Source organism: Micromonospora sp. NPDC049101, from assembly GCF_040648675.1.
Taxonomy (GTDB): Bacteria; Actinomycetota; Actinomycetes; order Mycobacteriales; family Micromonosporaceae; genus Micromonospora.
The window spans coordinates 321068-336714 of record NZ_JBEZED010000002.1; the positions used below are offsets into that span (position 1 = coordinate 321068).

Consider the following 15647-nt stretch of genomic DNA (forward strand, 5'->3'; position numbering starts at 1 on the left):
GTGCCGAACGGAACCAGCCCGACGCCCGCCGCACCCGACCGGGTCGTCACCGCGCTGCGCAACGCCCTGAAGGAGAGCGACCGGCTCCGCCGCCGCAACGAGGAGCTGACCGCGGAGCCCATCGCGATCGTCGGCATGGCCTGCCGGCTGCCCGGCGGCGTCACCTCACCGGAGCAGCTGTGGGACCTCGTGGACGCCGGGCGGGACACGGCCGGCGATTTCCCCACCGACCGGGGCTGGCCACTGGACCGGCTGTTCAGCGACGACCCGGACCTGCCGGGGACCTCATACGTCCGGCAGGGCGGCTTCCTGTACGACGCCGGTGACTTCGACCCCGCGTTCTTCGGAGTGTCCCCACGGGAGGCGCTCGCCATGGACCCGCAGCAGCGGCTGCTGCTGGAGACGTCGTGGGAGGCGATGGAACGCGCCGGCATTGACCCGGGCACCCTGCGCGGCAGCCGGACCGGCGTCTACGCCGGAATCATGTACCACGACTACGGCGCCCCGATGGATCAGGTGCCGCCGGACGTCGAGGCGTTCATCGGCACCGGCAACGCGGGCAGCGTGTTCTCCGGCCGGATCGCGTACACGTTCGGTTTCGAGGGCCCGGCGGTCACCGTCGACACTGCGTGTTCGTCGTCGCTCGTCGCGCTGCACCTGGCGGCGCAGGCCCTGCGCCAGGGCGAGTGCTCGCTCGCCCTGGCCGCCGGCGTCACCGTGCTGGCCACCCCGGACGTGTTCATCGGCTTCAGCCGCCAGCGCGGGCTTGCCCCGGACGGGCGGTGCAAGGCGTTCGCCGCGGCGGCCGACGGCACCGGCTGGGCGGAGGGCGCCGCCGTGCTCCTGGTCGAGCGACTCTCCGACGCCCAGCGCAACGGGCACCGGGTGCTGGGTGTGGTACGCGGCACCGCGGTGAACCAGGACGGCGCCTCCAGTGGCCTGACCGCGCCGAACGGGCCGTCGCAGCAGCGGGTGATCCGGCAGGCGCTGGCGGCCGCTCGGCTGTCGGCGGCGGACGTGGACGCGGTGGAGGCGCACGGCACCGGCACCCGGCTGGGCGATCCGATCGAGGCGCAGGCGATCCTGGCCACCTACGGGCAGGAACGCGACGGCGACCGGCCGCTCTATCTCGGGTCGCTGAAGTCGAACATCGGCCACGCCCAGGCCGCGGCCGGCGCCGCCGGGGTGATCAAGATGGTGCTGGCCATGCGCCACGGCCGGCTGCCCCGCACCCTGCACATCGACCAGCCGACGCCCGCCGTGGACTGGGACGCCGGCCGGGTCGAGCTGCTCACCGACGCCATCGCGTGGCCGGAGACCGGGCGTGCCCGCCGCTGCGCGATCTCGTCGTTCAGCGCCAGCGGCACGAACGCCCACGTGATCCTGGAGGCCGCGCCCGACGCCGCGGACGTCCCGCCGTCCGGCCCGGAGCCGGCCGTGGTGGCGTGGCCGGTGTCGGCCCGCTCGGCGCCGGCGCTGCGCGGCCAGGTGGACCGGCTGCGCGACCACATCGCCGCCGCGGACGTCTCCGGTGTGGACGTCGGCTTCTCCCTCGCCACGACCCGCCAGGCGTTCGCGCACCGCAGCGTGCTCCTCGGGCCGGGCGGCCGGGAGATCTCCGGTGTCCTGCCCTCTACCGGCACCGGTGACGTGGGTTTCCTGTTCGCGGGTCAGGGTTCGCAGCGGCTGGGGATGGCCCGGGCGCTGGCCGGGTCGTTCCCGGCGTTCCGGGCGGCGTGGGAGCAGGCGTGCGCGGAGGTGGACGCGGTCCTGGGGCGTTCGTTGGCCGCGGTGGTGTGGGGCGACGACGCCGAGCTGCTGGCGCGTACGGAGTTCGCGCAGCCGGCGCTGTTCGTGTTCGAGGTCGCGTTGTTCCGCCTGCTGGAGTCGTGGGGCGTGCGGCCCTCGGTGCTCGTCGGTCACTCGGTGGGGGAGATCGCCGCCGCGCACGTGGCGGGCGTGCTGTCGTTGCCGGACGCGGCCCGGCTGGTGGTGTCGCGGGGTGCGTTGATGCAGGCGCTGCCCGCCGGCGGGGTGATGCTGTCGGTGGCGTTGCCGGAGGCGGAGGTGGCCCGCTTCGACGATGTGTCGGTGGCCGCGGTCAACGGTCCGTCGTCGGTGGTGCTGTCCGGTGCCGGTGACCGGCTCGCCGCCATCGAGGCGGTGCTGCGGGACGAGGGTGTGCGGGTACGCCGGCTGCGGGTGTCGCACGCGTTCCACTCGTCGTTGATGGACCCGATGCTCGACGACTTCCGGGCGGTGGTGTCGCGGCTGACGTTCGGCCCGGCGCGGATCCCGTTCGTGTCCACGGCGGCCGGTGACTGGTCGGATCCCGGGTACTGGGTCGGTCACGTCCGGCAGACGGTGCGGTTCGCCGATGCCGTGGCGGCCTTGCCGCCGCTGCGGACCTGTCTCGAGATCGGCCCCGACGCCACGTTGACCGGGCTGGCCGGGCAGTCGGATGTGGCCGCGATCGCGTTGTGCGTCAAGGACCGGGACGAGGACGTCGCGGTCGTCGAAGGTGTGGCCCGGGCGTGGACGGTCGGCGTCGCCGTCAACTGGGCGGCGGTGAACGCCGGTGGCCGGGTGGTGGATCTGCCGACGTACGCGTTCCACCGGGAGCGGTACTGGCTGCTGAACCGGACCGGCGCCGCCGATCCGGCGGATCTGGGGCTGGCCGCCGCCGGGCATCCGTTGCTGGGTGCGGCGGTGGCGGTGGCCGACGGTGGCCAGGTGGTGCTCACCGGGCGGGTCAGCCGCTCCGGGCAGTCGTGGCTGGCCGACCACCGGATCGCGGGCCGACTGCTGGTGCCGGGCACGGCGCTCGTCGAGATGGCGATCCGGGCCGGCGACGAGGCCGGCGTGGGCCGGGTCGACGAGTTGACCGTGCAGGCGCCGATGGTGCTGCCCGACTCGGGTGGGCTGCAGGTGCAGGTCGGCGTGGACGCCGACGGCCACGTCCGGATTCACTCCCGGCCGGATGACGAGCAGCCCTGGACGCTGCATGCCGCCGGGACGCTCGCCGAGGACACCGGGCCGTCGCCGGCCGCCACCGGGCAGGCATGGCCGCCGCCGGGTGCGGAGCCGGTGGACCTGGACGGGTTCTACGAGCGGCTGGACGCGGCCGGTTCGGTCTACGGCCCGACCTTCCGAAACGTGCGGACGGCGTGGCGGTCGGGCAACGAGGTGTGGGCCGAGGTCGTCGCGCCCGCCGACCTGGACCTCGCCGGGTTCGGTATCCACCCGGCCGTGCTGGATGCCGCGTTGCACCCGGTCGCGCTGACCGGCGTCGGCGCCGGCCGTCCGATGGTGCCGTTCGCGTTCGACGGTGTGCGCCTGCACGCCACCGGCGCGCGGAGTCTGCGGGTGCACCTGACGGCCACGGGCGCGGACACGCTCAGCCTCACCGCGACCGACCCGGCCGGCACGCCGGTCGTCGCCGTCGACGCGTTGACCTTGCGGCCGATCGCCGACCCCGCGGCCGCGCCGGTCGCCAACCTCTACCGGGTGCAGTGGACGCCGCTCGCGGCGACCGGCGGAAACGCCCCGGTCGTCGCCGCGCTGCCGGTCGGCGCCACGGACCTGTCCGCGCTGGCCGCCGACCCGGTGCCGGACCTCGTCATCGCGTACGTCGAACAGGCGATCGACCCGCGCGCCGCGGTCAACGACGTGGCCGGCCTGGCCCGCGCCTGGCTCGCCGACGCCCGCTTCGCCGACGCCCGCCTCGCCTTCGTCATCCGCTCCGGGGACCTGGCACACGCCGCCGCGGGCGGTCTCGTCCGCTCCGCGCAGGCCGAGCACCCGGGCCGCTTCGCGCTTGTGGAGAACGACCGGGCCAAGCTCACCGCCGAGGACATCGCCGAGGCGGTCGGGCGCGGCGAGGAGCACGTCCGCATCGGCGAGGCCGAGGTGCGCGCGCCGCGGCTGACGCCGGCCGGGCAGGGCGACACCCTCGAACCGCCGGCCGAGCGGCCGTGGCGGCTGGAGAGCACCGGCGCCGGCACCCTCGACGCGCTGCACCTAGCGCCCGCCGGCGCGGACGTCACCGGCCCGCTCGCCCCGGGCCACATCCGCGTCGAGGTCCGCGCCGCCGGGGTCAACTTCCGGGACGCGTTGATCGCCCTGGGCATGTACCCGGGCGAGGCCGCGCCCTGGCTCGGTGACGAGGGCGCCGGCGTGGTCACCGAGGTCGCCCCGGACGTCACCGGTCTCGCCGCCGGTGACCGGGTGCTGGGCCTGATCCCGCGCGCGTTCGGCACCCACGCGGTCGCCGACGCCCGCATGATCGTGCCGCTGCCGGCCGGATGGTCGTTCGAGACCGGGGCATCGGTGGGCATCGTCTTCGCCACCGCGTGGATGAGCCTGGTGGAGATCGCCGCGGTGCGTCCGGGTGATGTGGTGCTGGTGCACGCGGGCGCCGGTGGGGTGGGCATGGCGGCGGTGCAACTGGCCCGGCACCTGGGCGCGGAGGTCTTCGCGACGGCGAGCCCCGGCAAGTGGGACGTGCTGCGCGGACTCGGGTTGGACGACACGCACATCGGGTCGTCCCGGTCGCTGGAGTTCCGGGACCGGTTTCTGGCCGCGACCGGCGGCCGGGGCGTGGACGTGGTGCTCAACGCGCTGGCCGGCGAGTACGTGGACGCGTCGCTGGACCTGCTGCCCGGCGGCGGCCGATTCGTGGAGATGGGCCGCACCGACATCCGGGACCCGGCCGTGATCGCCGCCGACCGGCCGGGCGTGACGTACCGGGCGTTCGACCTCGTCGAGGCCGGCCCGGCCGCGATCGGAACCATGCTCCGCCAGGTGGTCGAGCTGGTGACCGCCGGTGCGCTGCAGGTCCTGCCGGTGGCGTCGTGGGACGTGCGGCAGGCGCCGGAGGCGTTCCGGTTCGTCGCCCAGGCCCGCCACGTCGGCAAGGTGGTGCTGCGGGTACCGCCCGCCTGGGACCCGGACGGCACGGTCCTGGTCACCGGCGGCACCGGCACCCTGGGCGCGGCTCTGGCCCGGCACCTGGTGTCCGCGCGCGGGGTCCGCCGGCTGGTGCTGGCCGGGCGGCGGGGGCCGCAGGCGCCGGGCGCACCGGAGCTGCGGGCCGAGCTGGAGGCGGCCGGCGCCGAGGTGACGATCGTCGCCTGCGACGTCGCTGATCGTGATCAGGCCGCGGCGCTGCTGGCCGGACGGCGGCTGACCGCGGTGATCCACGTCGCCGGGGTGACCGACGACGCGGTGCTCGGGTCGCTGACACCGGAGCACGTCGACCGGGTGCTGCGGGCCAAGGCGGACGCCGCGTGGCACCTGCACGAGCTGACCGCGGGCCAGGATCTCGCCGCGTTCGTGCTGTACTCGTCCGCGTCCGGCATCGTCGGCACACCCGGGCAGGGCAACTACGCCGCGGCCAACGCGTACCTCGACGCGCTCGCCGCCCACCGCCGTGCCCGCGGCCTCCCCGCCGTCTCGCTGGCCTGGGGGCTGTGGGACGCGGAAAGCACGATCACCGGCAAGCTCGGCGACGTCGACCGGGCCCGCGTGCAGCGCTCCGGCGCGCGTCCCCTCACCACGGCCGAGGGACTGTCGCTGTTCGACGCGGCGCTGCGCCTCGACGAGCCGCTGGCCGTGCCGATCGGCCTCGACCTCGGCGCCCTGCGCGCGACCGCCGCCGCCGGCAAACCCGTGCCCGCGCTGTTCCGCGCGCTCGTCCGGCCCGCCACCCGCCGCGCGACCGCCGGCTCCACGGCGGCGCCGGACGGGCGGGAGTGGTTGCGGCGGGTGGAGTCGGTGTCCGGGGAGGAACGGCTCCGGCTGGTGGTGGAGCTGGTCCGGGAGCAGGCCGTGGCGGTGCTCGGATTCGGTGACGTGACCGGGGTTCCGGTGGACCGGCCGTTCCGGGAGGTGGGTTTCGACTCGCTGACCGGCGTCGAACTGCGAAACCGGTTGAACGCGGTGACCGGTCTGCGGCTGGCGGCGACGGCGGTGTTCGACCATCCGACGCCGGGTGAGTTGTCGGCGCACGTGATCACCCACCTCGATCCGGCCGACGAGAGCCGGGCGGTGCCCCGGATCCTCAACGACCTCGGACGGCTGGAGGCGGAACTCGCCGGCCTCGTCGCCGGGGACGCCGCACGCCTCGAGATCAGCCTGCGGCTGCGCACCATCCTCGCCCGCTGGGACGACACCCCGGACCGGCCCGCCGACGCGGTCGGTGACGTGGCGACCGCCACCGACGACGAACTGTTCAGCTTGCTCGACGACGAACTTCGCACTCCTGACGCGGCCCGGGACAGGTGACCATGAGCAACGAAGAGAAGCTCCGTTCGTACCTCAAGCGGGCCACCGCCGACCTGCGGGACGCGCGCCAGCGCCTCGCCGATCTGGAGGAACGCGACCAGGAACCGGTCGCGATCGTCGGCATGGCCTGCCGCTACCCGGGCGGCATCGCGTCCCCCGAGGACCTGTGGGACCTGGTCGCCGGTGGCCGGGACGCGATCAGCGGCTTCCCGGTGAACCGCGGCTGGGACCTCGACGCGCTCTACGACCCGGACCTGCGGACACCGGGCACCTCGTACGTCCGCGAGGGTGGCTTCCTGCACGACGCGGGCGAGTTCGACGCCGGCCTGTTCGGCATCTCCCCCCGCGAGGCACTGGCGATGGACCCGCAGCAGCGGATCCTGCTGGAGAGCTCCTGGGAGGCGCTGGAACGCGCCGGGATCGACCCCGGCACGTTGCGCGGCAGCGACACCGGCGTGTTCATCGGCGCCGGCCACCCGGGGTACGGCGCCAAGTTCGGCAGCACGCCGCAGGAACTCGAGGGCTACTCGATGACCGGCAAGGCGGCCAGCGTCATCACCGGGCGGATCAGCTACACGTTCGGGCTGGAGGGTCCGGCGGTCACGGTGGACACCGCGTGCTCGTCCTCGCTTGTCGCCCTGCACCTCGCGGTCCGCGCGCTGCGCCAGGGCGAGTGCTCGCTGGCGCTGGCCGGTGGGGTCACCGTGATGCCCTCGCCGGAACTGTTCGCCGAGTTCAGCCGGCAGCGCGGACTGGCCCCCGATGGGCGCTGCAAGCCGTTCGCGGGTGCCGCGGACGGCACCGGCTGGGCCGAGGGTGTCGGTGTGCTGCTGGTGGAGCGGCTGTCCGACGCGCGGCGTAACGGGCATCGGGTGTTGGCGGTGGTGCGGGGTTCGGCGGTGAACCAGGATGGTGCGTCGAACGGGTTGACCGCGCCGAACGGTCCGTCGCAGCAGCGGGTGATCCGGCAGGCGCTCGCCAGCGCCGGGCTCGCCTCCAACCAGGTGGACGCGGTGGAGGCGCACGGCACCGGCACGACGCTTGGCGACCCGATCGAGGCGCAGGCGTTGCTCGCGACGTACGGGCAGGGCCGCGAGCCGGACCGGCCGCTCTGGCTCGGCTCGCTCAAGTCGAACATCGGGCACGCCCAGGCGGCGGCGGGCGTCGGCGGCGTGATCAAGATGGTGCTGGCGCTCCGCCACGGCTTGCTGCCCCGCACCCTGCACGTCGACGAGCCGACGCCCCGCGTCGACTGGGCGTCCGGCGCGGTGTCCCTGTTGACCGAGGCCCGTCCCTGGCCGGCCGGTGACCGCACCCGGCGTGCCGCGGTCTCGTCGTTCGGCGTGAGCGGCACCAACGCCCACGTGATCGTGGAGGAGGCCCCCGACGAGGAGGCAGCAGTCGCGCCGGCGCGGGTCGGCGGCGGGATGCTGCCCTGGGTGCTGTCCGCCCACGATCCCGAGGCGGTGCTCGCCCAGGCGCAACGACTGCGTGCGGCCGCGGCGACGGCCGCGCCGGACGCCGTGGCCCGCACCCTGGCGCGGGGCCGCGCGGTGCTCGGCCGGCGCGCGGTGGTCGTCGGATCGACCCGGGAAGAGCTGCTGTCCGGCCTGGACACTGTCGTTCCCGGGGGTGGCATCGCGGAGGCGGCGTCGCGTCCGGTGTTCGTGTTCCCGGGTCAGGGTGCGCAGTGGGCCGGGATGGGTGTGGAGTTGGCGGAGGCGTTTCCGGTGTTCGCGGATGCGTTGGCGGAGTGTGCGGAGGCGTTGCGGCCGGTAGTGGGTTGGGATCTGCGCAGCGAGCTCGCAGGTGATCTGTCGCGGGTGGATGTGGTGCAGCCGGCGTCGTGGGCGGTGATGGTGTCCCTGGCCCGGTTGTGGGAGTCGTTCGGTGTCACACCGGCGGCGGTGATCGGCCACTCGCAGGGGGAGATCGCCGCGGCCGTGGTCGCCGGTGCGTTGTCGCTCGAAGACGGTGCCCGGGTGGTCGGCCTGCGGAGCAAGGTGATCGCGTCACGGTTGGCCGGTAAGGGTGCGATGGCATCGGTGGCTCTGCCGGTGGATGAGGTGCGGGCGGTGCTGCCCGATGGTGTAGCGGTCGCGGCGGTGAACGCGGCGGAGTCGGTGGTGGTGTCCGGTGACCCGGCGGGTGTCGACGCTCTGGTCGCCGGTTGGGACGCCGCTGGGGTGCGGGTGCGGCGGGTCGCGGTGGATTACGCGTCGCACTCGTCGCATGTCGAGGTGCTGCGTGCGGATCTGGTCGAGGCGCTCGCCGGGATCGAGCCCCGGCGGTCGCGGGTGCCGTTCTATTCGACGGTGACCGGGGGTGTGCTCGACACGGCGACGATGGATGCCGGGTACTGGTACCGGAACCTGCGCCAGACTGTCGAGTTCGCGTCCACGGTTGAGGTGTTGCGGGCCGACGGGTTCGACACGTTCATCGAGTGCAGCTCACACCCGGTGTTGACGGTGGGTGTTCCGGAGGCGGTCGGCTCGTTGCGCCGCGACGACGGTGGTGCTCGTCGGTTCGTGACGAGTCTGGGTGAGGCGTACGTCGTCGGGGTGCCGGTGGACCTCCGGTCGTTGGTGGGGGAGGGGCCACTGGCCGAGCTGCCCACGTACGCCTTCCAGCGCCGGCACTACTGGCTCGTCCCGGCCGAGGCGGCGACGAGCGGCGGCGACGACGACGGCTTCTGGACGGCCGTCGAGAACGGGGACGTGGCCGCCCTGGCCGGCTCGCTGGCGACCGCCGAGGACGACCTGCGGCGGGTGCTGCCCGCCCTGACCGGATGGCGCCGCCGCCGGCAGGAGCAGGCCACGCTCGACTCCTGGCGCTACCGCATCGACTGGCGTCCGGTCACCGTCACCGGCCCCGGCACCCTCACCGGCGCCTGGCTTGTCGTCATCCCGGCGGGCCCCACCCAACCGTGGGCCGCGGAGGCCGTACGCGCCCTCCGCGACGCCGACGCCGACGTCACCGAGCTGGTGCTCGACGCCGCCACCGCCGACCGCGCCGCCCTCGGCGGCGACCTCGCCGGACGGGACGGCCTGACCGGCGTCCTGTCCCTCCTCGCCCTCGACGAGCACCCGCTGCCGGACCACCCGGCCGTCACCGCCGGGTACGCCGCGAACCTCGCGCTCGCCCAGGCGATGGCCGACGCCGGCACCGGGGCCCGCCTGTGGTGCGCCACCCGGGGCGCCGTCGCCGCGACCCCCGGCGAACGACCCGCCAGCGCGTCGCAGTCCGCGCTGTGGGGGCTTGGCAGGGCCGTCGCCCTGGAACACTCCGACCTCTGGGGTGGCCTGATCGACCTGACCGCCACACCCGACGCGGACGCCCGCGACCGGCTCACCGCGGTCCTCGCCGGCCTCGGCGACGAGGACCAGGTGGCGCTGCGGCCCACCGGCGTCCTGGCCCGCCGGATGGTCCGTGCGCCGCTGCACGGCGCGACGCCGGGCCGCACCTGGCGTCCCGACGGGACCGTCCTGGTCACCGGTGGGACCGGCGCGCTCGGCGCCCATGTCGCCCGGTGGCTGGCCCGGGCCGGCGTACCGCACCTGCTGCTCCTCAGCCGCCGGGGAGCCGACGCGCCCGGCGCCGCGGAACTGCGCCGCGAACTCACCGCGCTCGGCACCGAGGTCACCCTCGCGGCCTGCGACATCACCGACCGCCACCAGCTCGCCGCGCAGCTCGACGCCATCCCGGCCGACCGCCCGCTGACCGCCGTCGTGCACACCGCCGCGGTGCTCGACGACGGCATGGTCGACGCGCTGAGCCCCGCCCGCGCCGACCGGGTGCTGCGGGTCAAGGCCCTGGGCGCCGTACACCTGCACGAGCTGACCCGGCACCTCGATCTCTCCGCCTTCGTACTCTTCTCGTCGTTCTCCGCCACCTTCGGCACGCCGGGCCTCGGCAACTACGCGCCCGGCAACGTCTTCCTCGAAACCCTCGCCGCGCAGCGCCGCGCGGACGGCCTGCCCGCCACCGCCGTCGCCTGGGGCACCTGGGCCGGCGCCGGGATGGCCGAGGGTGCCGTCGGTGACCGGGCACGGCGGCACGGCATCTTCGAGATGTCCGCCGACGCCGCCACCCGGGCTCTGCAGCAGTCCCTCGACCACGACGAGACCTGTCCGATCGTGATCGACCTGCGGTGGGACCGGTTCGCCGTGGTCTTCACCTCGGAACGGCCCAGCCGGCTGCTCGACGAGATCCCGGAGGCCCGGGCGGCGTTCACCACCGTCGAGGTGCCGGAGGCAGAAGAGACCGGGACGCTGACCCGGCGGCTGCGGACCCTGTCGCCGGAGGCGCAGACCCGCGAGCTGACCGAGCTGGTCCGGGTCAACGCCGCGCTGGTGCTCGGCCACGACGGGCCCGCCACGATCGACCCCCGGCACGCGTTCCGGCAGATCGGCTTCGACTCGCTGACCGCCGTCGAGCTGCGCAACCGGCTCAACGGCCTGACCGGGCTCCAACTGCCCGCCACCCTGGTGTTCGACTACCCGACGCCCCGGGTGCTCGCCGAGCACCTGCGGACCGCCCTGACCGGCGGCGACCACACGCCGGAGTCGCCCGCCGCCGTGCACACCGGCGCGGAGGACCCGATCGTCATCGTCGGGATGGCCTGCCGCCTGCCCGGCGGGGTCGCCTCGCCGGACGACCTGTGGCGGCTCGTCGATTCCGCGGGCGACGCGATCACCCCGATGCCCGCCGGCCGCGGCTGGGACGTCGACGGCCTGTACGACCCGGACCCCGACGCGCCCGGCCGCACGTACGTCCGGGTCGGAGGTTTCCTGCACGACGCGGACCGCTTCGACAGCGACTTCTTCGGCATCTCCCCGCGCGAGGCGCTCGCCATGGACCCGCAGCAGCGGCTCCTGCTCGAGGTCGGCTGGGAGCTGTTCGAGAACGCCGGCATCGACCCGGAGACCCTGCGGGGCAGCCGGACCGGCGTGTTCGCCGGGCTCACCCACCACAACTACGGCATCACCGACCCCGGCGTGCCGGTGCCGGCGGGGCTCGAGGGTTACCGGATGACCGGCAGCACCGCGAGTGTCGCGTCCGGCCGCATCGCGTACACGTTCGGCTTCGAGGGCCCGGCCGTCACGGTGGACACCGCGTGCTCGTCGTCGCTCGTCGCCCTGCACCTCGCGGCCCAGGCGCTGCGCCGCGGCGAGTGCGCGATGGCGATCGCCGGCGGTGTCACCGTGATGTCCTCCCCGGCCGCGTTCACCGAGTTCAGCCGTCAGCGCGGCCTGGCCCCCGACGGGCGCTGCAAGCCGTTCGCCGAGTCCGCCGACGGGTTCGGGCTCGCCGAGGGGATCGGGCTGCTGCTGGTCGAGCGGCTTTCTGACGCGCGGCGTAACGGGCATCGGGTGTTGGCGGTGGTGCGGGGTTCGGCGGTGAACCAGGATGGTGCGTCGAACGGGTTGACCGCGCCGAATGGTCCGTCGCAGCAGCGGGTGATCCGGGAGGCGTTGGCCGATGCGGGTCTGTCCGCTGCCGAGGTGGACGCGGTGGAGGCGCACGGCACGGGTACCACGCTTGGTGACCCGATCGAGGCGCAGGCGCTGCTGGCCACGTACGGGCAGGACCGCGACCCGGACCGGTCGCTCTGGATCGGCTCGCTGAAGTCGAACATCGGGCACACCCAGGCCGCCGCCGGTGTGGCCGGCGTGATCAAGATGGTCCAGGCCATGCGGCACGGCACCCTGCCGAAGTCGCTGCACGTCGACGCGCCCTCCTCGCACATCGACTGGTCCGCCGGCGGGGTGACAGTGCTCGACGAGGCCCGGCCCTGGCCGCAGACCGGTGCGCCGCGCCGCTTCGGCGTCTCGTCATTCGGCATCAGCGGCACGAACGCCCACATCCTGTTCGAGCAGCCAGAGCCCGCGACGACTCCGGCCGAGCATCCGGCGGCCGCTGTCGTGCCGTGGGTGCTCTCCGCGCGCGGCGGCCGGGCCTTGCAGGCCCAGGCGACCCAGCTCCGTGAGCACCTGGCGGACGCGGACCCGGCCGCCGTCGCGCGGTCACTGGTCCGCACCCGGGCGCAGCTGAGCCACCGCACCGTCGTGGTGGGCGCGGACCTGCCCGAGCTCGTCGCCGGCCTGGACCGGGTCGCCGCCGGAGTCGCCGACATCGTCGGTACGGCGAGCGCGGCCTCGCCCGACCGTCCGGTGTTCGTGTTCCCGGGTCAGGGTGCGCAGTGGGCCGGGATGGGTGTGGAGTTGGCGGAGGCGTTTCCGGTGTTCGCGGATGCGTTGGCGGAGTGTGCGGATGCGTTGCGTCCGGTGGTGGGTTGGGATCTGCTGGCCGAGTTGTCGGGTGATCTGTCGCGGGTGGAGGTGGTGCAGCCGGCGTCGTGGGCGGTGATGGTGTCGCTTGCTCGGTTGTGGGAGTCGTTCGGGGTGACACCGGCGGCGGTGGTCGGTCATTCGCAGGGGGAGATCGCGGCGGCGGTGGTCGCGGGTGCGTTGTCGCTCGCCGATGGTGCGCGGGTGGTCGGCCTGCGGAGCAGGGTGATCGCGTCACGGTTGGCTGGTCGGGGTGCGATGGCGGCGGTGGCGTTGCCGGTGGGTGAGGTGCGGGCCGCGTTGACTGGTGGGGTGGCGGTGGCGGCGGTGAACGCGGAGTCGTCGGTGGTGATCTCGGGGGACCCGGGGGAGGTCGATGCGTTGGTCGCGGCGTGGGATGCCGCTGGGGTGCGGGTGCGTCGGGTGGCGGTGGATTACGCGTCGCATTCTGCGCAGGTGGAGGTGCTGCGTGCGGATCTGTTCGAGGCGTTGGGTGGGATTGAGCCGCGGGGGTCGCGGGTGCCGTTCTATTCGACGGTGACCGGGGGTGTGCTCGACACGGCGACGATGGATGCGGGGTACTGGTATCGGAATCTGCGCCAGACTGTGGAGTTCGCCGCGACGGTGGAGGTGTTGCGGGCCGACGGGTTCGACACGTTCATCGAGTGCAGCTCACACCCGGTGCTGACCCTCGGTATTCCGGAGGCGGTCGGCTCGTTGCGCCGCGACGACGGCGGGGCCCGTCGCTTCGTGACCAGCCTGGCTGAGGCGTACGTCGCCGGGGTGCCGGTGGACTTCCGGTCGTTGGTGGGGGAGGGGCCACTGGCCGACCTGCCCACGTACCCGTTCCAGCGGGAGAGCTACTGGCTGCGGGCCGAACCGGCCGAAACCCCGGCGAGCGCCCGGGACGACGTCGAGGCGAAGTTCTGGGAGGCGGTCGAACGCGAGGACCTGGAGTCCCTGGCCGACTCGCTGAGTGCCGGTCCGGACGACCTCGAACGGGTGCTGCCGGCCCTGTCCGGCTGGCGTCGCCGGCACCGCGAGCACAGCACCATCGACTCCTGGCGCTACCGCATCGACTGGCGGCCGCTGCCCGGCGCCGTCACGCCGCCGCTCACCGGCGCCGTCCTGGTCGTCGCGCACCGGGCGGAGCCGGCCGGCGACGCGCTCGCCGCGCACCTGGCGGCCGGCGGTGCCGACGTGCACCGCCTCGACGTCACCGCCGGGGACCTGGACCGTGCCGTGCTCACCGCCCGGATCGGCGAGCTGGCCGCCGCCGGGACCACGATCGGCCGGGTGGTCGGTCTGTGGGCGCTGGACGAGACTGCCCACCCGGAGCACCCCTGCCTCAGCGTCGGCGCCGTCGGCAGCCTCCACCTGCTGCAGGCCCTGCACGACCTGGGAATCGAGGCGCCGCTGTGGCTCCTCACCCGGGGCGCGGTCAGCACCGGCGGCGGCGAGCCGGTCACCGCGCCCGGCCAGGCGCAGGTGTGGGGCTGGGGCCGGGTCGCCGCGCTGGAGCACCCCCGCCTCTGGGGCGGCCTCATCGACCTACCGGAGCACCTCGACGACCGGGCGCTGCGTCAGGTCGCGCGGGCGCTCACCGCGCCGGACGGCGAGGACCAACTGGCCGTCCGGCCGGGCGGCACGTTCGTCCGCCGGCTCGCCCGGGCGCCGCTGGCCGGGCGTACCCCGACGCGGCCCTGGCAGCCGCGCGGGACCGTCCTGGTGACCGGCGGCGTCGGCGGGATCGGCAGCCACCTCGCCCGGTGGCTCGCCCGCAACGGCGCCGAGCACCTGGTGCTGATCAGCCGCCGTGGCACCGACGCGATCGGCGCGCCCCAGTTGGCCGCCGCGATCACCGAGCTGGGCGCCCGGGTGACTGTCGCCGCCTGCGACATCACCGACCGGGACGCGCTCGACGGCCTGGTCGGCGGCCTGCGCGACGCCGGAGAGAAGATCACCGCCGTGGTGCACGCCGCCGCGCACATCGGCCTCGGCTCGCTCGCCGACCTCGACGCGGCCACGCTCGCCGAGATCTGCCGCGCCAAGGTCGTCGGCGCCCAGCACCTCGACGAGATCTTCGCCGGGGCCGACCTGGACGCGTTCCTGCTGTTCTCGTCGATCGCCGGGTTCTGGGGCAGCGGCGACCACGGCGCGTACGCCGCCGCCAACGCCCACCTCGACGCGATCGCCGAACGCCGCCGCGCGAACGGTTCCGCCGCCGCCTCGATCGCCTGGGGCATCTGGGACGCCGCCAACGACTGGGACGAGCGGAACACCCGCATCCGGACCCTCAAGAACGAGAAGTCCAGCCGGCACGGCCTGCCGTTGCTCGACCCCGGCCCGGCGTTCACGGCGCTCCAGCAGATCGCCGGCCACGACGAGACAGTCGTCGCCGTCGCCGACGTCGAATGGGACCGGTTCACCGCGCTGTTCACCATGGCCCGCGGCAACCGCCTCCTCGCCGACCTTCCGGAGGCGCAGATCGCCGCCGACGAACCTACCGGCGGCGACGCGGCCGAGGGCACCGGCGAGTTCGCCGCGAAACTGTCCGGCCGGCCCCGGGTGGAGCAGCAGCACCTGGTGCTCGACCTGATCCGGGCGCAGGCCGCGGCGGTGCTCCGCCACGGTGGCGGCGCCGAGGCGATCGACACCGGGCGCGCCTTCCGCGACATGGGGTTCGACTCGCTGACCGCCGTCGAGCTGCGCAACCGGCTGCGGACGGCGACCGGCCTCACCCTGCCCGCCACCCTCGTCTTCGACCACCCGACACCGGCCGAACTGGCCGCCCAGCTTGTCGACCGGCTGGTGCCGGACCAGGACTGTCATCCGATGCTCGGCTCCCTGTCGGCGATGGAGGCGGCACTGGGCGCCACACCGCCCGACCCGGAGACCGGCGCACTGATCGCCAAGCGCCTGCAGAGCCTGGTCTGGAGCATCACCGGCACGAACGGCGACCACGCGGTCGCCCGGGAGACCGCCGTGGACGTGTCGTCCGCGTCCGCCGACGAACTGTTCGACCTGATCGACCGGGGCCTCACCACCCCCTGAGCGCCGCCCGGCACGAGC

Annotated in this window: 2 protein-coding genes; both read left to right on the top strand. The window is 74.6% G+C overall.

Annotated elements, in window-relative coordinates; genetic code table 11:
- Positions 1 to 6285, top strand: coding sequence for a type I polyketide synthase (locus AB0B57_RS03960; RefSeq protein ID WP_357064899.1), 6285 nt, complete (start codon positions 1 to 3; stop codon positions 6283 to 6285).
- A 2-nt stretch (positions 6286 to 6287) separates the two neighbouring features.
- Entirely contained in the window at positions 6288 to 15629 is a 9342-nt protein-coding gene (locus tag AB0B57_RS03965; protein WP_357064900.1) for a type I polyketide synthase, read from the top strand.
- The last annotated feature ends 18 nt before the right edge of the window (positions 15630 to 15647 follow it).

What these genes read in the sequence shown, in the direction of transcription:
- AB0B57_RS03965 (WP_357064900.1), top strand. Translation starts at nt 6,288, where the DNA reads ATGAGCAACGAAGAGAAGCTCCGTTCGTACCTCAAGCGGGCCACCGCC.